The sequence below is a fragment of the Staphylococcus sp. GDY8P119P genome, from assembly GCF_017892075.1.
GTDB classification, from domain to species: Bacteria; Bacillota; Bacilli; order Staphylococcales; family Staphylococcaceae; genus Staphylococcus; species Staphylococcus ureilyticus.
Genome location: NZ_JAESKJ010000006.1, coordinates 500,006 through 522,782 on the forward strand (window position 1 = coordinate 500,006; position 22,777 = coordinate 522,782).

The following is a 22,777-nucleotide window of genomic DNA, read 5'->3' on the forward strand; positions in this document are numbered from 1 at the left end:
TTATAGAATGTAAAATGAATTGTTTAAACAATGAAACCAATGTTAAAATAAAGTTTGTTAGAATTGGCATCGAGCGAAGTGATAGGAAGTATGATTTTAACATCTCGAACCAATTTACAATGAAAATTTAAAAAAGGAGTTATTTTCATGTTAAATTTAGAAAATAAAACATTCGTCATTATGGGTATTGCTAATAAGCGTAGTATCGGTTTTGGTGTAGCTAAAGTATTAGACAAATTAGGTGCGAATTTAGTTTTTACATATCGTAAAGAACGTAGTAAAAAAGAAATGGAAAAACTTGTTGAACAGTTAGATCAACAAACAATTAGAATGTATCAAATAGACGTACAAAAAGACGAAGATGTTATCAATGGTTTTGCAAAAATTGGAGAAGAAGTAGGTAACATTGACGGTGTTTATCATTCGATTGCTTTTGCTAACATGGAAGATTTAAGAGGTCGTTTTTCAGATACATCTCGTGATGGCTTCTTATTGGCACAAGACATTAGTTCATATTCATTAACAATTGTTGCTAGAGAAGCAAAAAAAATCATGCCTGAGGGTGGTAGTATTGTTGCTACTACTTATTTAGGTGGCGAGTATGCTGTGCAAAATTACAATGTGATGGGTGTAGCTAAAGCGAGTTTAGAAGCAAATGTACGTTATTTAGCATTAGATTTGGGTGAAGATAATATCCGTGTCAATGCGATTTCAGCTGGTCCAATTCGTACACTTAGCGCTAAAGGTGTTGGTGGTTTTAACACAATCATGAAAGAAATTGAAGAACGTGCGCCATTAAAACGTAATGTAGACCAAGAAGAAGTAGGTAAAACTGCAGCTTACTTATTGAGTGATTTTTCAAGTGGAGTTACAGGCGAAAATATCCATGTAGACAGTGGTTATCATATCGTTAAATAATTAAAGATATTTAATTATTAACATATAAAAAGACTATTCGTTTCAACAACTGAAACGAATAGTCTTTTTGTTTTATATCATTATTTTATTCTTTGACATCACTATTGGCTTTTGCAATAATTTCTTGTCTATAACGGAATACGTTTCTGACAACGGTTTTAATGACAGCATATAATGGAACAGCTATTAAGATTAGACCGAAACCGCCGAGATTACCTGCAGCTAATATCACTACAATAATTGTTAAAGGATGAATACTAAGTGATTTACCCATTACGTTAGGTGTAATCACATTACCTTCTAATTGTTGTGCAATCAGCGTGATAATACATACCCATATAAATGTTGTAGGGCTTTGAATAATTGCAATGACTGCAGCGGGTGCAAATGCCATCCAAGGACCTAAGAACGGTATCATATTTGCTACACATGCAAACATAACGAGTAATAATGTGTAGTTAAGTCCTACAATTGAATAACCAATGTATAAGATAATTCCAAGAATGATACTTACTGTAACTTGGCCTTGAATATAGGATTTAACAGTTTCATTTAAATCTTTCAATAATTCTACAGTGAAAACTTTTCTGTCTCCTTTAAATAGTCTTGCGATGAAAGGGATAAAACGTTCATGATCTTTTAACATATAAATTAAAAAGAACGGAACCATTATCAGTAAGAAAAGTGTTGAAATAAATGATGTTAAGTAACCTAAAGAGTTAGATAAAATATCAGCAGTACTGTCGCTGATAGATTGTACCATTTTATTAATGCGATCTGTTACATCATTAGGCAATCTTTCCATTTGATCTAGAGCGAAATTAATGATGTTTTGAACTTCATGTTGTAATGCAGGTATTTGAGTTACTAAGTTTTCAATTTGTTCTGCAATTAACGGAGCTAATACCCCAATAACAATACTAATAATTATGATTAAGCCTATAAAGATTAGAGTAATGCTACCCCAGCGTGGCACATGATTCTTTTCAAGTATTTTTTGAAAAGGCAAACAAATGTAAAACAAAAAGCCACTCAATAATAATGGCAGTAACACAGATTGAAGGATAATAATGAATGGTGTGAAAATACTATGTACTTCCATAATCAATTTGATTAGTAAAAACAGGATTAATAAAGCGATACCTGTTCTAAACCATACTTTGTTAAGCATAGAATGGTTCCTCCTATAAAACTTTATTTGAATTTATAATTCAGTATATCTTAAAAAAAGATAGAACAAAAGGTAAATTTGTGAAAGTATGTACTTAGTCGCACCGTGTGGTTGACTGCAATTTCAGGTAAGTAACAATTGTTACTTAATAATAAATAGTACGTTATAAGATAATATAAGTATTAAATATATTAATGTTATTTATATAAAAAATTCATAACACATTATATAAATTGTTAAAATAATAACTTATATAATGCGTTGCGCGGAACATAACATATGTGTATAATATTAAAAAATATCATTTTCTTTAATGGTATAACAAGGGGGATACGTTATGATAGAAGGTTTTTTAACTTGGCTTTATGACATAGTATGGAGCAAACCATTAGTTTATGGTTTGTTAATCACTGGTATATTGTTCTCACTATTTATGAAATTTTTCCAAGTCAGACACTTTAAAGAAATGATTCGACTTATGTTTCAAGGGGAAAAGTCACCAACTGGTATTTCAAGTTTTCAAGCAATCGCCTTATCGTTAGCAGGTCGTGTAGGTACTGGTAATATTGTAGGTGTATCGACAGCAATATTTATTGGTGGACCAGGCGCCGTATTTTGGATGTGGGCTACAGCATTTTTAGGGGCAAGTAGCGCCTTTATAGAATCGACACTAGGACAAATATATAAACGAGAAGAGAAGGGACAATATAGAGGTGGACCAGCATTTTATATTGAATATGGTATAAAGGGGAAACTGGGCAAAGTATATGGATTGATCTTTGCAATTGTCACTGTAATTTCAGTCGGATTATTATTGCCAGGTGTTCAATCCAATGCTATATCCAGTTCTATGAAAAATGCGTTTCAATTAAATCCATGGGTTGTAGCCATATTTTTAGCAATCATTATCGGATTAATTATTTTTGGGGGAATCAAATGGATTGCTAATGCAGCGACAGCAGTTGTACCATTTATGGCAGTGTTTTATATATTAATGGCGGTTATTATCATTATACTTAATATTGAAGCGGTTCCTGCATTGTTTGCATTAATTTTCAAATCTGCATTTGGCATGCAAGCAGCATTTGGTGGGATTGTAGGTGCAATGATTGAAATAGGAGTCAAAAGAGGTCTTTATTCAAATGAGGCTGGTCAAGGTACTGGACCACATGCAGCCGCGGCAGCAGAGGTGTCACATCCAGCAAAACAAGGTTTGGTGCAAGCGTTTTCAGTTTACGTTGATACTTTATTTGTCTGTACTGCAACCGCACTAATCATCTTGCTTTCTGGTACATATAATGTAACGGATGGTGGCAATACACCTAGTGATAAAGCGAGTTTGATTAAAGATAATGGTATCTTTGTTGAAATGTCAAATGGAGATAAAGATTATTCTGGTACAGCAATGTATGCTCAAGCAGGTATAGATAAGGCTTTACAAGGCGGAAGTTATCATTTTGATCCATCATTCTCTGGATTCGGATCTTACTTTATAGCAATTGCATTATTTTTCTTTGCTTTTACTACTATATTGGCTTATTACTATATTGCAGAAACCAATATTGCATACTTAACGAGATCTGCAAATTATAGAACTTCCTTTATATTTATCAATATAACTCGTATTGTATTGATATTAGCAACAGTTTATGGCGCAGTGAAAACGGCAGATATAGCATGGTTAATGGGAGATTTAGGTGTAGGCATGATGGCATGGCTTAATATCATAGCGATTTGGCTATTACATAAACCAGCTATAAACGCATTGAAAGATTATGAATTGCAGAAAAAGCGTTTAGGATCTGGTAGAAAAGCGATTTATAAACCAGACCCAGAAAAAGTACCCAATGCTGTTTTTTGGCTAAAAGATTATCCTGAACGCCTTAAAAAAGAGAATATTAACGATTAAAAAATAATATCTTACTTTGCTAAATAAAAAGGAGTTATTTTAAAATATTGCGTCTCTTGATACAATGTCATTAAGACTATGAGGGGGCGCATTATTTTATGGACAATTTTCAAGCAGGACGAATTAATAAAATTAATTTTTCAAGCGACATATTAGATAGAGACATCACACTTTCTATTTATTTACCTAAAGATTTCACAGAATTATTTAAATACAAGGTCGTCTTTTGTTTTGATGGTTTGGATTTTTTTAGCTTTGGTAGAATACACAGAACGTATGAAAAATTATGGGAAGCAAATGAAGTAGAAAGAGCAATCTTTGTGGGTTTTCATTATGAAGATGTTGAAAAAAGAAGAGCAGAATTTCATCCTCAAGGAGCAAAAACAGCACTAACTGTAAAGTGTATGGCGAATGAAATTTTACCGTTTATAGACGCTCAATTCCCAACATATAAAGTAGGAAATGGCAGAGTTATTTTAGGTGATAGTTTAGCAGGGAGTGCAGCTTTGATCACAGCCTTATCCTATCCAAGAATTTTTAGTCAAGTAGGTCTATTGAGTCCTCAACATGATGAGGTAATACAAACATTAATTGAACGATGTCAATTTCAAGAACAATTGACGATTTGGCATACAGTTGGATTAGAAGAAAAAGACTTTGCTTTACCAACGACCGGAAAGCAAGCGGATTTTTTAACACCTAATCGCCAGTTGAAATCGATTATCGAAAATAGTGATATTACTTATCACTATGCAGAGTTTGATGGGGGACATAGATGGAAATCTTGGAAACATTTACTAGATGATTTATTAAAATATTTTTTATCAGATAATATTTCTTTTTAATTATCTGTAGGAAATTTAGTTAAAAGTAACGAATTTTTGTGAAATTTGATATAATGTAGTTATGTTAAACAAAGGAGGAATTTAAATGATTTTAGGATTAGCATTAATTCCGTCAAAAGCGTTTCAAGATGAAGTAAATGCATACCGTAAACGTTATGATGCTCACTATGCAACGATTATGCCACACATTACGATTAAAGAGCATTTTAAAATAAACGAAGGTGATCTTGACGCTGTCAAAGAGACAATCAAATCAAGAATCGAGGGGATACCACCGATTGAAGTACACGCGACAAAGGCATCAAACTTTGCGCCAATTACAAATGTAATTTATTTTAAAGTTGCCAAAACGGACAATTTAGAAAAATTATTTAATCAATTCAATAGTGGTGATTTTTATGGTCGTCCAGAACATCCATTTGTACCACATTTTACAATTGCACAAGGCTTGACTAGTCAAGAGTTCGAAGACATTTTTGGTCAATTGAACTTAGCGGGTATTGACTATAAAGAAGCAATTGAGCAACTTTCTTTAGTTTACTATGATGAAAGTGCAGAAAAATGGAAAGTATTAGAGAATTTTAATTTTGCATAATTTTTTTATATAAAATTATCATTTTAATCGATGATAATATTGAAATTTTAAAAGCGTCGCTATCATATTTTTAGATAATTTCTAAAATGATAGCGACGCTTTTGTATGTTGAAACGTACTCATATACTTAAGTGTGATTGTGTTGTTTTTTATTTTTAATAAAATACAAGCCATAAAATATTGCTAAAAATAAGAACACTAATGCTGAAAAATAAAATGTATTATTAACAGATTTAGAGAATTCTGTAATTAAACCACCTACGAGTGGACCAATCATAGACCCGAAACCTTGAACACTATTGAACACGCCCCAAGTCTCTTCTTGTTCATCCATATGGATATGACTAGCCATAAAAGTATTCCATGCAGGTAATAAGATACCATACATTAGGCCAATAAATAATGCTAAGCCCCAGACTAGTTTAATATCTGTAATAATAGATAAAGCAAATATCATTATAGTGTATAAGACGAAACCACCAAAAATGATACTGTACATAAATAATGTTCCATTGTTATCTATAATTTTAGATAAAAATAGCATAGAAATGGCACAACCTATACCACCAATGATAATTGCTATTGTATATTCTACGGTTGAAACGCCGACAACTTTTGTCGCATATGTAGGTAATATTGGGACTAAGGCGGTGATTGAAGCACCTTGTAATAAAATACCTGGAAATAGAATGAGATGACGTTTGGTCACGTTTACAATTTGTCCTAATTGTTGCTTTACAGGTCTTGTATTGTAGTTAGTCAGCCTGATTTTAACGAAATAGTATAAAATCCATGCAATCAATACGACTAATGACATCATAAACGCAAAGCGTGTTGGGTGGAATTTAAAGATTAAGTTCATTCCAACCATCCCGACTAATAAGCCTAGTAGCCAAGAGAAATAGACATATCCCATTTGTTTACCACGGTTATTTTCATCAACACTTGCAAGCATAATGACCCAAATCGGACTCACTGCGATACCTAGTAATATCGCACTTGTGATTAATATGATTGGTGATGTAGGAAACCAAATGACTAAAAACAAACTACCAAAAGCTAATAAAAATCCAAGTGTTAAAACAAGTTTAGTACCTAAGCGTTTAAGTAAAAAACCAATGACAAAGTTTGTTGTTGCATCAGCAATAAAGTGAATAGAAATAGCGATAGATGTAACACCTACCGCAATAGAAGTTGCCGTTGGAAGTAAGGCTAAGTAACTCAATACATACATACCTCTAGCAAACTCCATTAAAAATAAAATAATCAACATAATAATAAAATTTGTGCTTGAATTGTAGTTAGTATTATTTAACGAAGAGCTTTGCATATAAAGGAACCTTTCCATAAACTTCTTCATAACGTGTCGAATGGTCTAGAAGTTCTAACAAATCTTTGCATAATTTATATGTTGAATATGGAATGCGCGATTCACTCATTGCTTCAGACATTTCCACTAGTGAAGTTGGATGATTTGTTAATGAGGCTACTTGTTGTATAGCTTCATCGGGTGAATAAGCGATTGTACCATAACCTTTTTCTTCAAAATAGAGCGCGTTTTCTAACTCTTGTCCTGGCGCAGGATCTAAGAAAATCATTGGTATTTGTCGCGTTAGTGCTTCAGAAATAGTGATGCCACCTGGTTTTGTTATCATCAATTGACTTGAAGCCATCCATTCATTCATTTGTTTTGTATAACCTAAAATCAGTACGTTATCATAATTTTTAAATTGGCTAGATAATGTGCGCTTCAAATCTTTGTTTTTACCACAAACCATGACGACTTGTGAGTGTGGACTTTTAGTCAAAATATCGCTAATCATTTGATCGAATCCTTTAGAAACACCAAAAGCACCTGCTGACATAAGGATTGTTGGTTTGTCAGGATTCAAATTATTTTGACGTAACCATGCAGATTGGTCGATATCTTGTTCGAATTTATCAGAAATTGGAATGCCTGTAACCTTTAATTGATTTCTTGGAATGCCTAATTCAGCAAATTCATCTTTTAATTCCTCAGTTGCCAAATAATATCGTTGAGAATGTGGTGTAACCCAATTCTTTTGTAATCTATAATCTGTCATAACTGTGGCAATGGGAATATTCATATCAAATTGCTCAGTTAATACAGACATCACTGGCGTAGGGAAGGTAAGTAGAATTAAATCTGGCTTTTCTTTTAGTAATAAATTAATTAATTTATTCAAACCATAATATTTGTAGAAACATTTGTCTATTTGGTCAGGTTTACTATAGTAAAAAGACTTGTACATATTTCTGAAGTACTTAAAGCTATTGATATACCACTTTTTACATATAGAAGTCAAAATTGGGTGAGCTTCTAAAAATAAATCATGTTCAATGACAGTTAAATTGTCTAGATTCATTTCGTTGAATTGGTTTACTACGCTTTGAGTAACCTGTAAATGTCCGTTACCAAAAGAACCAGTAATAATCAATATTTTTTTGTTACGAGTAACCATTTTGAGTCACCCTCCAATAGTATAAATTTAGCTCATGCTAAGTTTAACGCATTTTGTTGTCATGCGAAAGAAAAAACATAATTAATAGAGATTATATCATTTTACAAACGCATAGAAAATAATTCATACTTATTTTTAAAAATTATATCATGATAAATTTAGATTGTTCTATATTTATACCATACCACGCATGCTTTTAAAATAAGTCATCTTAAAAGAAATTAAACAAATAAAAAAGAAAATCTACATAATTAATTACATATGATTAACATTTTAAATCTAGTTTATACTTACGGTAATTATAATGTTTTTAAATAAAAACGAAAAAAATATATAATGGTAGAGAAAAGGCAAAATGCAATATTAGTTTCTATAAAATCACTTGAAAATGTGTATAATAGAAGTATTGGAAATAAAGGAGCGGTTAATGTTGAATGCAAACGAGTTGTTTAAAAAAATTAGAGTTAAACAAGTGATTGGAACATTAGATATGAATGTGAATGATATAACAACGGACTCGCGTACAGCTAAAGAAGGCAGCATATTTGTTGCTTCTAAAGGTTATACCGTCGATAGTCATAAATTTTGTCAAGATGTTGTGAATCAAGGCTGTAAAGTTATTGTGGTAAATCATGAACAACTGTTGAAAGGTGATGTAACGCAAGTTATCGTTCCTGACACGTTGCGTGTTGCTAGTTTACTCGTAAATGTATTATTTAATTATCCAAGTAAACAACTTACTACATATGGTGTTACCGGGACAAATGGCAAAACATCTATAGCAACAATGATACACCACATATATAGAAAATTAGGTAAAGGTAGTGCTTATTTAGGTACAAATGGTTTTCAAATTAACGAAGAAAAATCTAAAGGTACAAATACAACTCCTGAAACAGTTGCGTTGACGAAAAAAATTCATGAAGCTGTAGAACAACAAGCACAAGCTATGACTTTAGAAGTATCAAGCCACGGATTATCATTAGGACGCTTAAGTGGTGTTAATTTTGATGTTGCTGTGTTTTCAAATTTAACGCAAGATCATTTAGACTTTCACGGTACAATGGAAGCTTATGGTCATGCCAAATCATTATTATTCAGCCAGTTAGGTGAAGATTTATCAAAAGAAAAATATGTTGTTTTAAATCAAGATGATGAATTCTCAGAATATTTAGCTTCAGTTACACCTTACGAGGTGTTTACGTATGGCATCAAAGAACATGCACAATTTAAGGCTGAAAATATTCATGAGTCTTTACAAGGTGTAACATTTGATTTTAATACACCTGAAGGTACATTTCCTGTGAAGTCACCATATGTAGGCATTTTCAATGTCTCTAATATTATGGCAGCAATGATAGCTGTTTGGGCAAAAGATGCTACTTTAGAAGAAATTATTCAAGCGGTAGAAAACTTAGAACCAGTTGAGGGTCGACTTGAAGTTTTAGACCCAAAATTACCAATTGATTTAATTATAGATTATGCACACACAGCAGATGGTATGGATAAACTTATAGATGCAGTGAAACCTTTTGCAAAACAGAAATTGATTTTCTTGTGTGGAATGGCTGGAGAAAGAGATATGGGGAAAACACCTAAAATGGGTCGTGTCGCTTGTAGAGCGGATTATGTTATTTTTACGCCTGACAATCCAGCAAATGATGATCCAAAAAAATTAACAAGTGAACTTGCTAAAGGCGCAACGCATAGTAATTATGTTGAATTCGAAGATCGTGCGGAAGGGATTCGTCATGCTATTGAAATTGCTAATCCTGGTGATACAGTTGTCTTGGCGTCAAAAGGGCGTGAGCCTTATCAAATTATGCCTGGTCATGTAAAAGTACCGCATCGAGATGACTTAATCGGTTTAGAAGCGGCTTATAAAAAGTTTGGCGGTGGTCCTGTTGAAAATTAAGCCTATAAGTCTGAATGGTGTAACAGTTCGTAGTTATATTTATAAAAATGATGACGCTGATGTCTTACTTATGGCAATACCAGACCTCAATTGGTCATTAGAAATTGATACTTCGTTAAATGATGATGATATCAAGGAGGAACTTGTGATACACTTGTTTACGTTACTTGATGAGTCAACAGCAGTACAAATTGCTGATGATATTGGTCAATCGATATTTGAGAATTAAAGGAGAGAACAAATGAGTATAAAGGAAGAAGTAGAATCCAGAAAAACTTTTGCGATTATTTCACATCCTGATGCTGGGAAAACCACATTAACAGAAAAGTTACTGTTATTTGGTGGGGCAATAAGAGAAGCAGGGACCGTAAAAGGTAAAAAGAGCGGTAAGTTTGCGACAAGTGACTGGATGAAAGTTGAACAAGAACGTGGTATCTCAGTAACGAGTTCAGTGATGCAATTTGATTATGATCATTATAAAATCAACATTTTAGATACGCCAGGGCATGAAGACTTTTCCGAAGACACATATCGAACATTAATGGCAGTGGATAGTGCTGTAATGGTTATAGACTGTGCAAAAGGTATTGAACCTCAGACTTTAAAACTATTCAAAGTTTGTAAAATGAGAGGTATTCCTATTTTTACGTTTATCAATAAGTTAGATAGAGTAGGAAAAGAGCCATTTGAATTGTTAGATGAAATCGAGTCTACACTGGAAATTGAAACGTATCCTATGAATTGGCCAGTGGGTATGGGACAAAATTTCTTTGGTATCATTGATCGAGATACACATACGATTGAGCCATTTAGAGATGAACAAAATGTACTACATTTAAATGATGATTATGAACTGGAAGAAGATCATAATATTAAAAATGATAGCGCCTTTACACAAGCAATCGAAGAATTAATGTTGGTAGAAGAAGCAGGAGAAACATTTGATAATGAAGCTTTGAGAAATGGTGATTTAACACCAGTGTTCTTTGGATCAGCATTAGCGAACTTTGGTGTAGAAAATTTCTTAAATGCTTATGTTGATCATGCACCTATGCCAAGTGCACGACAAACGAAAGAAGATATTGAAGTTACACCTTACGATACGGATTTTTCAGGCTTTATTTTCAAAATTCAAGCCAATATGGATCCCAAACACAGAGATAGAATTGCTTTTATGAGGGTAGTTAGTGGCGCTTTTGAACGAGGTATGGATGTTACCTTACAAAGAACGAAAAAGAAACAGAAAATAACACGTTCGACTTCGTTTATGGCTGATGATAAAGAAACAGTTAATCACGCAGTTGCTGGAGATATCATAGGTTTGTATGACACAGGTAATTACCAAATTGGAGATACATTAGTAGGTGGCAACCAAAAATTCAGTTTCCAAGAATTACCGCAGTTTACACCAGAATTATTTATGAAAGTTTCTGCCAAAAATGTCATGAAGCAGAAGCATTTCCATAAAGGAATTGAACAATTAGTTCAAGAAGGCGCAATTCAATACTATAAAGCATTGCATACCAATCAAATTATTATTGGTGCGGTAGGTCAGTTACAATTTGAAGTATTTGAACATAGACTTAAAAATGAATATAATGTCGATGTCATCATGGAACCAGTTGGTCCAAAAATTGCAAGATGGATTGAAAATGAAGAAGATATTAAAGATAAAATGAGCTCTTCTCGTTCTATTCTTGTTAAAGATGTTTATGATAATTACGTTTTCTTATTTGAAAATGAGTTTGCAACGAGATGGTTTGAAGAAAAATTTCCAGAAATTAAATTATACAGTTTGTTATAATATGATTAATTGTGTATAATACTATATTATTAATAGAATACCTATGACTTTGTAGTCGGAGGGGAGTAACTCAACTGTTTTTAAAGAGATATATGAGATAGTAATATTTTTGTGAAATGTCTGTTTTATATATCTTTTTAACATAGTCATTTTGTCGTCATTACGAAACGTTAAACGTTTCCGGTAAAATGGGCAGAAAAATACTGTCGAGTGAGACCTTTGCTTATAAATGTTACAAACATACAAAATATATAAAGCTAAAAGTTTAATTTACTATAGGCGTGTATATGATCGAAAATGTGTGTAGCATTTACTTAGCTTAGGTCTCTATTTTTATGTAAAAAACTAAAGGAGTTGTCCTAAATGGATCCGAGTTTAATTTTACCTTATTTATGGGTTCTAGTAGTACTGGTATTTTTAGAAGGATTATTAGCAGCAGATAATGCTGTCGTAATGGCAGTCATGGTTAAACACTTGCCTCCAGAACAACGTAAAAAAGCATTGTTTTATGGACTGTTAGGTGCATTTATTTTCCGTTTTATTTCTTTATTCTTAATAAGCATCATCGCACATTTTTGGTGGATTCAAGCATTGGGTGCAATTTACCTATTATACATGTCCATTAAGAATCTTATATCATTCTTTAATGAAAAAGATCACCAAAAAGAAGATGGTACGGATGACCACCATTATGATGAGTCAGGTGAGGAAATGCATGCAAGTCCAAAAGCATTTTGGGGCACAGTATTAAAAGTAGAATTTGCAGATATTGCCTTTGCGATTGACTCTATGTTAGCTGCACTTGCTATTGCAGTAACTTTACCTACTGTTGGTATACACTTTGGTGGTATGGACCTTGGACAGTTTGCAGTCATGTTCTTAGGTGGTATGCTAGGCGTAATCATCATGCGTTTTGCAGCCACTTGGTTTGTAAATCTATTGAATAAATATCCTGGTTTAGAAGGTGCTGCATTTGCAATTGTAGGCTGGGTAGGTATTAAATTAGTTATTATGGTGTTAGCGCACCCAGATATTAAAATATTACCGGAACACTTCCCGCACAGTGTATTATGGCAATCTATTTTCTGGACGGTTATGATTGCACTTGTGATTATTGGTTGGTTAACTTCTGTTAAAAATAATAAAAAAGAACATAAATAATATAAATAAGTCTGAGTCATAAAAAACTATGTCTCAGGCTTTGTTTTATTTTTCATGAGATAAAGTTAGAATTTTTTAATAAAAGAGACTATAATCTGTAGTATGCTAACTTTATATGACAAAATAAAGCAGAAAAATTATATTTGATATGTCATAATAGAATTGCAATCAAAAGTAATAGGGGGGCTTATTGTGACGCAAAATAAAAAACATGTCATCCCAAAAGTAAAGTATGGACGCAAACGACGTGAGTACTTTCATAACGAGGAACGGGAACAACGTGTGCAACAAGAACGTCAAGCTAGAAAACAGCGTGAAGAAAAGGCTGAAATACTTGCTAAAAATAATGAAGAGCGTGTGAAAGAAAATTTAAGAAAAGCACGTATTGAAAAGCTTACACAAGAAGAAATTCAGCAACAACAAGCCATTGCTGCTGCACGGAACTCAAAACATACACCAGAGAGAACAGAAAACGATGAGTCAACCTCAGCGGACAATATCAATCATCCATACAATGAAAACGAGAACATAGCGGATGAAAAAAATAATATAAATTCAAAATCATCACATGTTGAGAATGTGGATCAAAATAACAGTGCACAATCAAATGAACAACATGTCCCAGCTGAAAAACAGCAGGAAGAAAACTTTTACTCAGAGAATGCACAACAATCTAGAGTTGATGATTATTTGAGTAATGATGAACAAACATCTTTCCAAATGAAGCACCAAAAAAGTGCCAGTGAACATTCGAATCGTAACAATGAAACTAAGCATGAAAGCACAGCTAATACTTCTGTTAAAGTTAAGGCTTTCTTTATTGAACATTGGGCTAAAATTTTAATTGTTGTTGCAGTTATTGTTTTACTTACACTCATACAAGCTATATTCAAAAATGTTGATGAAAATGGTACTTCAAATGATAGCGTGTTTAACGATAATCAAAATAAAGATAAAGCTTATACAACAACAATGAAAAGTGCAAACAGTGCAATTCATTCAGTAGTAACTGTTGAAAATGATACAAGTGATGATAGAACTTCTGCCGAAAAAGAGACACAAGAAGCAGGTAAAGAAAATGAATTAGGTTCAGGTGTCGTCTACAAAAAAGTGGGCGACTCTATTTTTATTATGACCAACGCACATGTGGTTGGAGATAAAAAAGAACAGAAGATTACATATGGTAATGATGACTATGCGATTGGAAAAGTTGTTGGCACGGATAAGTATTCAGATATCGCCGTTGTTAAAGCTAAAGTAAAATCGGATAGTAAAGTGAAACCAATTAAAATAGGCGATTCCAGTACTTTAGTACTAGGTGAACCAATTATAGTCGTAGGAAACCCTCTAGGTGTAGATTTTAAAGGAAGTATTTCTGATGGTATTATTTCAGGTTTGAACAGACACATACCAGTGGATATCAATAAAGACGATCAATATGATGTGTTAATGAGTGCTTTCCAAATAGATGCACCTGTAAATCCGGGCAACTCAGGTGGAGCCGTGATTGATAGAAATAGTAAGTTAGTAGGTATAGCATCCTTGAAAATAGATATGGATAATGTTGAAGGTATTGCCTTTGCCATACCGGTCAATGACGCTGAAGACATTGCCAAGCAATTAGAAGATAAAGGTGAAGTTAAATATCCTAATACAGGTGTGAAGATTGCTAATATTAGTGAGGTTGATGAAGCTACCAAACAATCTATTAATTTACCAGAAGATGTTAAAAAAGGCGTGCTAGTAGGTGATGTTAAAAAAGATTCATTAGGTGAAAAATCCGGGTTGCAAAAAAATGATGTCATAGTAGAATTAGATGGTAAAGCATTAGAAGATAATCTTAGATACAGACAAATTATTTTTAATCATAAAGATGATTTAAAAACGCTACCAGCTAAAATATATAGGGATGGTAAAGAAAAGGATATTAAGATTAAACTGAAGTAACGTTGAGGTGAAGAAACGTTGTCCATTTTCAACCAATTGTTAAAAAAATCAAGTCCTCAACAAGGGATTGTAATGTATTATATCGCGGCAATTATCGTGGCATTTTTAATGCTGAACTTGCCGTTTGTCCATAAGTCCAATGTCTCTGTAGATCCAATTGATTCCTTGTTTGTTGCTGTGTCAGGTGTCAGTGTAACAGGTCTAACGCCAGTTAACATTATTGATACTTACACAACATTTGGCCAAGTGGTTATCATGCTGATACTAAATTTAGGTGGTATTGGTGTTATGGCCATTGGAACTATGCTGTGGGTTGTCTTAGGTAAACATATTGGTATGCGTGAACGCCAATTAATCATGCTTGATAATAATAAACATACGATGAGTGGTACTGTTAAATTGATTTTAGATATTGTTCGAACAATCATTATCATAGAACTTGTTGGTGCATCATTATTAGCATTTTATTTCTATAGAGATAATCCCGACATTCAATATGCAATTATGCAAGGATTATTTGTATCGGTATCAGCAACAACAAATGGTGGGCTTGATATAACTGGACAATCACTTATACCATATGCAAATGACTATTTTGTGCAAACTATTGTTATGTTTTTAATCATGTTAGGTTCAATTGGCTTTCCTGTATTGATAGAAGTGAAAGCATATATCAAAAATCGAATTCCTAATTTTAGATTTTCATTATTTGCAAAAATCACAACGGTCACTTATTTTGGTTTGTTTATTTTCGGTGTATTAATTATCCTTTTATTCGAACATAACCAAGCTTTTCAGAATATGAGTTGGCACAAATCGCTATTTTATGCATTATTCCAATCAGCTACAACAAGGAGCGCAGGGCTTCAAACTATTGATGTAAGTGGTTTTGGAGAAGGTACGAATATCGTTATGGGTATACTGATGTTTATAGGTTCATCCCCAAGTTCTGTCGGTGGGGGGATTAGAACTACGACGTTTGCGATTTTAATATTATTCCTTTTAAACTTTAGCAACCAACCTGAAAAAACGTCTATCAAAGCATTTAATCGTGAAATTCACATAACTGATGTTCAACGTTCATTTGCTGTTTTTATCATGGCTAGCATATTAACTTTTACGAGTATGATTTTTATACTGGTTGTTGAAAATGGAAAGGTTTCATTTTTACAAGCGTTTTTTGAAGTTATGTCGGCATTTGGAACTTGTGGATTATCATTAGGTATTACTGGTGATGTGAATGATATGAGTAAAGGTGTCTTGATGGTGTTGATGCTAATTGGCCGTGTTGGTTTAATCAGTTTTATTATTATGATTGGTGGACGTAGAGAACCCGATAAATTTCATTATCCTAAAGAACGCGTACAAATTGGTTGATTGTTAAATGTAAATCTGAACTGAATAGTTTATGAAACAATGGTGCCAGTACATCTAACAAATGATGTACTGGTGCTTTTAGTTTCAGGATAAAAGCGTATAGTTGGCAAATATTCACTGTTGATGATATATGTTTATTATTATTTCAAGCTGTTTTAGAAACGTGTTAGACTAATATTAATGAGGGGAGAGGCGTATGAAAAAAAGTGAAAAAATCGCAATAGACATTATCACTACTTCTGATATGCATAGTTATTTTCAAAGTGGTGAGAATAATTCCAATATTTATAGAGCAGGATCTTATGTTAAAAGTATTAGAGAAACAAATGATCACGTTATTTTATTAGACAGTGGTGGTAGTTTAGCAGGTTCGTTAGCAGCATTTTATTATGCAGTTGTAGCACCTTATAAACGTCATCCAATGATAAAATTGATGAATGCTATGCAATACGATGCAAGTGGTATTAGTCCTAATGAATTTAAATTTGGTCTGTCATTCTTTTCAAGGGCAGTATCATTGTCTAGGTTTCCATGGTTATCGGCAAATATTGAATATAAACGTACAAAAGAACCATATTTTTCTACACCATATACAATTAAAGAAATAGAAGGTGTCAAAATCGCAATAGTGGGTTTGACTTCAGATGGGCTAATGGAGCGTGAACATTTTGAAATGGAAAATGATGTACGAATTGAAAAAACATTACGCTCTTCTAAACGTTGGATTCGATTTATTCATGAAAGCGAAATGCCAGACTTTTTAATTGTTATATACCATGGTGGACTAAATCAACTAAATAAAACCTCTAATGAGCGTGAGCAAAATGTAAATGAAGCGGAAAAAATCATGCAGACCCTAGGCGTTATTGATTTATTAATTACTGGTCATCAACATCAAACGTTTATCGGTAGAGATGATCAGACGCTTTATGTACAAGCAGGACAAAATGCTGAACAACTTATACATGTGAAGATTAACTTTAAAAAACGCACAAATTCGTATGAATTAGAAGATGTCAATTCTAAAATTGTGGATTTAAATCATTATCCAGAAGACCAAGCATTATTAGATTTGACTTTTTATGATAGAAAAACAGTTTGTAATTGGAGTGAAGAAAGCATAAACGAAAATGCTTTGTCAGCAGAGGTAAATGGTTTGAGTGATGTTATAACAAAACCTCATCCATTCACACAGTTATTACATGATAGTATTCGATTAGCCTATGATTATGATATATCTTGTGTACACTTACCAACGAGTGGTGAAGAGGGGCTCAATGGCATCATTACAAATGAAGATTTATTTAATGCCTATCCTCATCCAGATGTCCCAGTTGATTTAACAATGAAAGGTCAACAGATTCATGATATTTTAGAGTATTGCTATTCACATATAGCTTTTAGTGACGGCGCATTGAGCTTAACAATCGTAGATGAAACCTTATGTACGTTTTGGCAAGGTGTTAACTATACAATAGATATGAATGCAGAGCCATACCATCGTGTGACATTGGAAAATATTAAATTAGACCACATGTATCGTGTAAGTATGACTGATTACTGCTATAGAAACTATAAGCAATATTTAGAAGATGCTGTCATTCACGAAACGGGTGAAATTACGATGGTTGAATTAATTGCTAGAAATTTAAAAGATAATGACTACCACATCGAACAAAAACAAACATTTAATGTTATTATTTGATAAAATTTATGTGCTATAAAAATCTCTTAAAACCAAAGAAAACGCCAATTTCTATATTATTTCAATAGAAATTGGCGTTTATTTTCATTCAGAGACCTTTTATGCCCTCATCTTTTTCAAACTGTGGGGTATAAGCTGTAAAATCTTAATCTTTTTTACATCATTCATAAGCTTGTGTTTCTATTTCAATTTATCCGTGGAAAATTAATAGAATAACTACTGCAACAATTTGTGCTATGACAGTTGTAGCAATTCTACGCGTATAATAATAACTTAATGAAAGTACAATTTGAACGATGAATACAAAGAAAACAATCCACATTTTATCTAGATAGAAAAATAAAGAAGCAGAACAAATTGCTGTTATTAATACGCTTAACCACATTGGAATGTTTAATTTGAGTAGTTCTTTTTGTAATACAGTTCTCATATAAAGTTCATGACACGGTATCACAAATAATAAAGTAACTAACATTTGCCATTTAAAGTATACACCTGTTCGCGTTAACTCTTTAATCAGTGATGCGTACTGAATATCTGATGAGATAGCTGCTAAAACTAGCTGTATAATAATGAGTACGATACCCGTAATAATACCTATCCCTAGAGATGTTAATAATCTTTTTGATTCAATATCTCTTTGGTAAAATATATAACTGATACCTGCGATAAGCATGATACCAGTATAAAGGTACCAGTATTCTTGCTTTTCACCCCACATGATATATAAAATAATGTGAAATACGATGAAGCTTACAATAAACCAGATTAAAGCGTTTGAAATTCTATTCATATAAACTATCCTTCTTGTTCGACGATTGTATATCGCTTGTGATTGATGACAGTTTTTTCAGGCAGGTCTAGATCATTGAAGTTTTCCATAATTGTTAAATCTACAATTACAGAGTTATCATTAATTTTTTCTACGCGGCCTTTTAAACCGTCATAAAATTCTACTATATTTCCGACTTCTGCGACAGTCATATTGAATCCTCCCTAGAAATGCTAACTAGATAGTATTATACAAAAAAACGACAGACAAATAAACAAATAACCTTTAAATATACAGTTATCATTCTTTTTTTAGAAAAATTAGTATAAATCAGTTAAATGATTGGCATTTTTAATGAAAATATTGCATAAATAAGGTAAGGGTATTAAGAGGAAAAGGAGTGCAGTATATGAAATTTATTAGTAATAATGATATTACAGATCCAACATTAAATTTGGCAATGGAAGAATATGTATTAAAGCACATGCCGAATGACGATAGTTATTTTCTGTTTTATGTCAATCGTCCTTCAATTATTATTGGCAAAAATCAGAATACGATTGAAGAAGTGAACCAACCTTATATTGATGAACATGGTATAGATGTAGTCAGACGTATTTCAGGTGGCGGTGCCGTGTACCATGATACAGGCAACCTAAACTTTAGTTTTATAACGGATGATGATGGCAATAGTTTTCATAATTTTAAAAAGTTCACTGAACCTATAGTTGAAGCATTGAAATCACTTGGATTAGATGCAGAAATGAGTGGCCGAAACGATATTCAAATCGGTAAAGCTAAAATTTCCGGTAATGCCATGGTCAAAGTAAAAGATAGAATGTTTAGCCACGGTACTTTAATGTTAAACAGTGAATTAAATGAAGTTCAAAATGCCTTGCGTGTGAATCCAGCAAAAATTAAATCGAAAGGTATTAAATCTGTGAGAAGTAGAGTTGCTAATATCTCAGAATTCTTAACTGAACCATTAGATATTGATACTTTTAAAGAAATTATTTTAAAAACAATATTTGGTGAGGCTACACAAGTTGAAGAATATAAGCTTTCAGACGAAGATTGGGCAAATATAGAGCAATTAAGTAATGAAAAATATCGTACTTGGGAATGGAATTACGGTAGAAATCCTAAATATAATTTTGAACGAGAAGAAAAATTTGAAAAGGGATTTGTTCAAATTAAATTAGATGTTAAAAAAGGAAGAATTGAACATGCTAAAATTTTCGGTGACTTCTTTGGTGTGGGAGACGTTACTGAATTAGAACATGCATTGGAAGGCACATTGCATGACTTTGATAGTATAGAAGAAGCATTAGCAGATTATGATATCTATCACTATTTTGGAGATATTGATAGATATGAGTTAATCAGATTAATGTCTTAAATAAACAATATAAAAGGTCTATTCGCTAACTTTAATTAATTAGTGAATAGACCTTATTTTAAATATATGACAATTAAATTAACCAACGAGATATGCCTCCAAAAGTTTATATTCTTTTGTATAGCGTTTGAAATCATTCTCGTTTTTATTTTTAAGTGCATGATCGATGAGATTTTCTAATTGTTGCTTACGGACATTCCTTAACGATTCATCAATGATTAATTCGATACCTAAGTCATTAATTGTTGATACAAAAGACTCTAAAGTATTGTATTTTACATGTGTATTATGTTTCATTATCAACACAACCCCTCTATCTATATTTAAAATACATTATACAAGGTTTTGATTTTTAAATCAACGAATATTCTGACTTTTCCGAAAAAATAAGTGTAAAACGAAACTTTCAATAATTAAAAAATAGAAAAAGATTCGTAACTAAAATTTAATTGTAGAATATATAGAAAATATTTTATAATATAAGTTGATTTTAAAATGATGATAGTATATTATTTGAGTATCACCAAAATTGTAAGGAGGTTACAACTATGATTCAACCGTATATTATTAAAAAAGGTGATATGTCATTGCAACCGTGCCATTTACCCGTTGGCCAATATGAAGGTACAAGAGTGCTAAGGTATAAAGAAGATGAAAGTACAATAAAAGAACGTACCCACAAAATTATTGACCGCTCTTGTAGATTTTATGGTAGTAGTTATGTTTTTAAAAAAGAGGATACCATTCGAATTACAGGTATTAGCAGCAAGCCCCCGATTTTATTCACTCCTTTATTTCCCACTTATTTTTTTCCAACACATTCTGATAGAAAAACACAAAATACATGGATTAATATCCATTATGTTCAAAGTATTAAATCACTAAAAGATAAAAAATGCAAAGTGAACTTTGTTGATAATCAATCTATCGTTGTAAACATTTCAGCTCATAGCATGCAACATCAATATTTAAATGGTATTTATTATTATTATATGATGGATAGAGCGGCAAGAGTTGCAACTTTTGATCCAGAATCTCCTATAGATTATACAAAACCACAATTAAATATATATGAAGCACTTGCTAAGTATTCTTTGTTTGAAAGTAAATAGTAAAGTTTATTAAAAATATTAATGTAAAAGTAGAATATGCGGAATATTATATTAATTTAGTGTAAATGTTCTGCATATTTTTTTACGATATCTCTTGAAAATTTGCTATTAATTGATATAATAATATTTGTGCTTGATTAGAGATAATATTTATCCACAGTAGCTCAGTGGTAGAGCTATCGGCTGTTAACCGATCGGTCGTAGGTTCGAGTCCTACCTGTGGAGCCATTGGAAACGTACTCAAGTTGGCTGAAGAGGCGCCCCTGCTAAGGGTGTAGGTCGCGAGAGCGGCGCGAGGGTTCGAATCCCTCCGTTTCCGTAAATTAGATAAGCCCGTTAAATTGACGTGAGTAAAACGTTGATTTGACGGGTTTTTATTATATTTGGATAAGTTTGGTTAAGTGTCTTAAATGAACTTTTAAGACGATGAAACGCTAATAGTTATATAGATTTTACAAGATACGCCAACGCATTGGTGTGAGTTTCCATACTTTCTAACGCTTGAATAGCCTTATCGTTTTCGGCTTTAACTGTTTCCGTAAAAACAGAAAAATCATTTCAAGTAAATACTTTGGATAACAAAAGAACGTTGTTAAATCAGCGTTCTTTTTATTTTATGAAAAATATACAAAAGTGAATTCTATAAATTTTGGTCAACATGGGACGACTTGAACACTTTTAAAATTTTTTGTCCGTTGAGTTGTCCAGCTAGAAATTAAAGGCTTTAAGTAGCTTATCATCTTCCTGTGATTTCAATTATTCAAGCAAATGATTATATACTCACCAAGTAATTTCAATATTTGCATGACCTAATCTTTTACTAATATATGGCATTGAAAATTCTTTACTTTAATATATTGATGCATGGGTATGTCTTATCAAAAGTGATGTAAAATTATCAACATTGTTTCTAACAAGAACTTTTTTAAAGTCTTTATAGCTGCTTTATTTGTAATTAATGTCACGGCAGTATTGATAGATTGTAGTATGTAGACGATGAAAGGGAGAGAATATAAAGATGGAAAAAGCCATCCAGTTAAGGATGGGACAATATTATTTATCCGTAAGCAATTTGATACCACGAATGATGTTGAAAAGAAATATAATGCCAGCAATGAGTAATAAAAAAATGCCTATACAGAATGAAACATTAGATATTACTTCTTGATTGTCAAAAGGTTTATCGAAAACTTCTCGAGAAAAGATGAAACCTAGATTTGCAAAGAATAAGAAAATATATACCCAAATGTGATTAAATAATGCTTTTCTACCATGAGTAGAAGTTGGTTTTTCAGCAAATATCCAAACGAATATTGGAAATATAATTGGTGCGAAAAACACACTGAAATAACTTAGTGATGATAAAATATTTTGATTTTTATTAGATTGATTCAATATAATCACCTCCAAAGCAATTAAAACACTTAACAAAATAAATTTGAAGCAATATATAAAATCTAACAATATTGTTAGATAAGGAAGAATATTTAAATTACGAACACACTAGATCAATTATTAATACAAGTAGAACAACGGAGTATAGATATAAAATTACATAATGGTAATTCAGATAGACGAACATTAAAATTCTATGAAGAAGCTGGCGAAGTCGGTGCAGCATTATAACGTAACAAAATGGAAGATTTAAAAGACGGTAAAGGTAA

20 protein-coding genes, 2 tRNA genes and 1 pseudogene are annotated in these 22,777 nt (G+C 32.3%); 16 read left to right on the forward strand and 7 right to left on the reverse strand.

Translation table 11 applies throughout. The features are described 5' to 3' along the window. Positions 1-147 precede the first annotated feature (147 nt). A complete protein-coding gene (gene fabI, locus KA830_RS06585; RefSeq protein ID WP_046208068.1) occupies positions 148-918 on the forward strand; it encodes an enoyl-ACP reductase FabI in 771 nt (256 codons plus the stop codon). An 85-nt stretch (positions 919-1,003) separates the two neighbouring features. Here fabI and cozEa read toward each other — a convergent pair whose 3' ends face one another. After that, positions 1,004-2,089 (reverse strand): lipoteichoic acid biosynthesis protein CozEa, encoded by a 1,086-nt coding sequence (gene cozEa / locus KA830_RS06590; RefSeq protein WP_064209421.1) that lies wholly within the window; start codon positions 2,087-2,089, stop codon positions 1,004-1,006. A 337-nt stretch (positions 2,090-2,426) separates the two neighbouring features. Between cozEa and KA830_RS06595 the strand changes: the two genes are divergently transcribed. From KA830_RS06595 to KA830_RS06605, 3 genes are all read left to right on the forward strand, one after another. Then, positions 2,427-3,998, forward strand: coding sequence for an alanine/glycine:cation symporter family protein (locus tag KA830_RS06595; RefSeq protein ID WP_046208070.1), 1,572 nt, complete (start codon positions 2,427-2,429; stop codon positions 3,996-3,998). Between the two features lie 98 nt (positions 3,999-4,096). Beyond that, positions 4,097-4,843, forward strand: a complete 747-nt coding sequence (locus KA830_RS06600) for an esterase family protein (RefSeq protein ID WP_046208071.1) — start codon at positions 4,097-4,099, stop codon at positions 4,841-4,843. An 85-nt stretch (positions 4,844-4,928) separates the two neighbouring features. Further along, positions 4,929-5,438: a YjcG family protein gene (locus tag KA830_RS06605; RefSeq protein WP_019469079.1), complete on the forward strand. Its 510-nt coding sequence runs from the start codon at positions 4,929-4,931 to the stop codon at positions 5,436-5,438. A gap of 127 nt (positions 5,439-5,565) precedes the next feature. On the opposite strand, the gene ltaA is transcribed toward KA830_RS06605, so the two are convergent. After that, positions 5,566-6,768 (reverse strand): lipoteichoic acid biosynthesis MFS flippase LtaA, encoded by a 1,203-nt coding sequence (gene ltaA, locus KA830_RS06610; RefSeq protein WP_204179790.1) that lies wholly within the window; start codon positions 6,766-6,768, stop codon positions 5,566-5,568. Further along, positions 6,746-7,921, reverse strand: coding sequence for a diglucosyl diacylglycerol synthase (locus KA830_RS06615; RefSeq protein ID WP_046208073.1), 1,176 nt, complete (start codon positions 7,919-7,921; stop codon positions 6,746-6,748). Before KA830_RS06615 ends, ltaA begins: the two co-directional genes overlap by 23 nt. A 430-nt stretch (positions 7,922-8,351) precedes the next feature. On the opposite strand from KA830_RS06615, the gene KA830_RS06620 reads away from it, so the two are divergent. The 7 genes from KA830_RS06620 (at position 8,352) to KA830_RS06650 (ending at position 17,830) form a co-directional block, all read left to right on the forward strand. Further along, positions 8,352-9,836, forward strand: coding sequence for a UDP-N-acetylmuramoyl-L-alanyl-D-glutamate--L-lysine ligase (locus KA830_RS06620; protein WP_204179799.1), 1,485 nt, complete (start codon positions 8,352-8,354; stop codon positions 9,834-9,836). Then, positions 9,817-10,065 carry a YueH family protein gene (locus KA830_RS06625; RefSeq protein WP_261789502.1) on the forward strand — a complete coding sequence of 83 codons (249 nt, stop codon included), beginning with the start codon at positions 9,817-9,819 and terminating at the stop codon, positions 10,063-10,065. Before KA830_RS06620 ends, KA830_RS06625 begins: the two co-directional genes overlap by 20 nt. 12 nt (positions 10,066-10,077) lie before the next feature. Then, positions 10,078-11,640 carry a peptide chain release factor 3 gene (locus tag KA830_RS06630; RefSeq protein ID WP_046208075.1) on the forward strand — a complete coding sequence of 521 codons (1,563 nt, stop codon included), beginning with the start codon at positions 10,078-10,080 and terminating at the stop codon, positions 11,638-11,640. A gap of 363 nt (positions 11,641-12,003) precedes the next feature. Beyond that, a complete protein-coding gene (locus tag KA830_RS06635; RefSeq protein WP_204179791.1) occupies positions 12,004-12,801 on the forward strand; it encodes a TerC family protein in 798 nt (265 codons plus the stop codon). A 192-nt stretch (positions 12,802-12,993) separates the two neighbouring features. Next, entirely contained in the window at positions 12,994-14,748 is a 1,755-nt protein-coding gene (locus KA830_RS06640) for a trypsin-like peptidase domain-containing protein (protein ID WP_204179792.1), read from the forward strand. A gap of 18 nt (positions 14,749-14,766) precedes the next feature. Beyond that, the gene (locus KA830_RS06645; protein ID WP_046208078.1) at positions 14,767-16,125 is read left to right on the forward strand and encodes a TrkH family potassium uptake protein; all 1,359 of its coding nucleotides are present in this window, start codon (positions 14,767-14,769) and stop codon (positions 16,123-16,125) included. A 196-nt stretch (positions 16,126-16,321) separates the two neighbouring features. After that, entirely contained in the window at positions 16,322-17,830 is a 1,509-nt protein-coding gene (locus KA830_RS06650) for a bifunctional metallophosphatase/5'-nucleotidase (protein ID WP_046208079.1), read from the forward strand. 190 nt (positions 17,831-18,020) lie between these two features. Here KA830_RS06650 and KA830_RS06655 read toward each other — a convergent pair whose 3' ends face one another. Together KA830_RS06655 and KA830_RS06660 are read right to left on the reverse strand one after the other, a co-directional pair. Further along, on the reverse strand, positions 18,021-18,623 hold the full coding sequence (locus tag KA830_RS06655; RefSeq protein ID WP_046208080.1) for a CPBP family glutamic-type intramembrane protease: 603 nt from the start codon (positions 18,621-18,623) through the stop codon (positions 18,021-18,023). A gap of 5 nt (positions 18,624-18,628) precedes the next feature. Beyond that, the gene (locus KA830_RS06660; RefSeq protein ID WP_002508073.1) at positions 18,629-18,814 is read right to left on the reverse strand and encodes a YkvS family protein; all 186 of its coding nucleotides are present in this window, start codon (positions 18,812-18,814) and stop codon (positions 18,629-18,631) included. Between the two features lie 197 nt (positions 18,815-19,011). Here KA830_RS06660 and lplA point away from each other — a divergent pair, with 197 nt between their 5' ends. After that, a complete protein-coding gene (lplA, locus tag KA830_RS06665; RefSeq protein WP_046208081.1) occupies positions 19,012-20,001 on the forward strand; it encodes a lipoate--protein ligase in 990 nt (329 codons plus the stop codon). Positions 20,002-20,079: 78 nt separating this feature from the next. On the opposite strand, the gene KA830_RS06670 is transcribed toward lplA, so the two are convergent. Then, positions 20,080-20,298, reverse strand: a complete 219-nt coding sequence (locus tag KA830_RS06670; RefSeq protein WP_070657730.1) for an IDEAL domain-containing protein — start codon at positions 20,296-20,298, stop codon at positions 20,080-20,082. A gap of 251 nt (positions 20,299-20,549) precedes the next feature. Between KA830_RS06670 and KA830_RS06675 the strand changes: the two genes are divergently transcribed. The 3 genes from KA830_RS06675 (at position 20,550) to KA830_RS06685 (ending at position 21,432) form a co-directional block, all read left to right on the forward strand. Next, positions 20,550-21,113 (forward strand): competence protein ComK, encoded by a 564-nt coding sequence (locus tag KA830_RS06675; protein ID WP_046208083.1) that lies wholly within the window; start codon positions 20,550-20,552, stop codon positions 21,111-21,113. Between the two features lie 153 nt (positions 21,114-21,266). Continuing rightward, positions 21,267-21,341, forward strand: a tRNA-Asn gene (locus KA830_RS06680). Positions 21,342-21,343: 2 nt separating this feature from the next. Then, positions 21,344-21,432: transfer RNA gene (locus KA830_RS06685), tRNA-Ser, on the forward strand. A 734-nt stretch (positions 21,433-22,166) separates the two neighbouring features. On the opposite strand, the gene KA830_RS06690 is transcribed toward KA830_RS06685, so the two are convergent. Next, complete coding sequence (locus KA830_RS06690) at positions 22,167-22,508, reverse strand: magnetosome magnetite crystal formation protein family (protein ID WP_204179795.1); 342 nt, start codon at positions 22,506-22,508, stop codon at positions 22,167-22,169. Between the two features lie 96 nt (positions 22,509-22,604). Between KA830_RS06690 and KA830_RS13890 the strand changes: the two are divergent. Then, positions 22,605-22,736: pseudogene (locus KA830_RS13890) on the forward strand (MazG-like family protein); the annotation flags it as partial. Between the last annotated feature and the right edge of the window lie 41 nt (positions 22,737-22,777).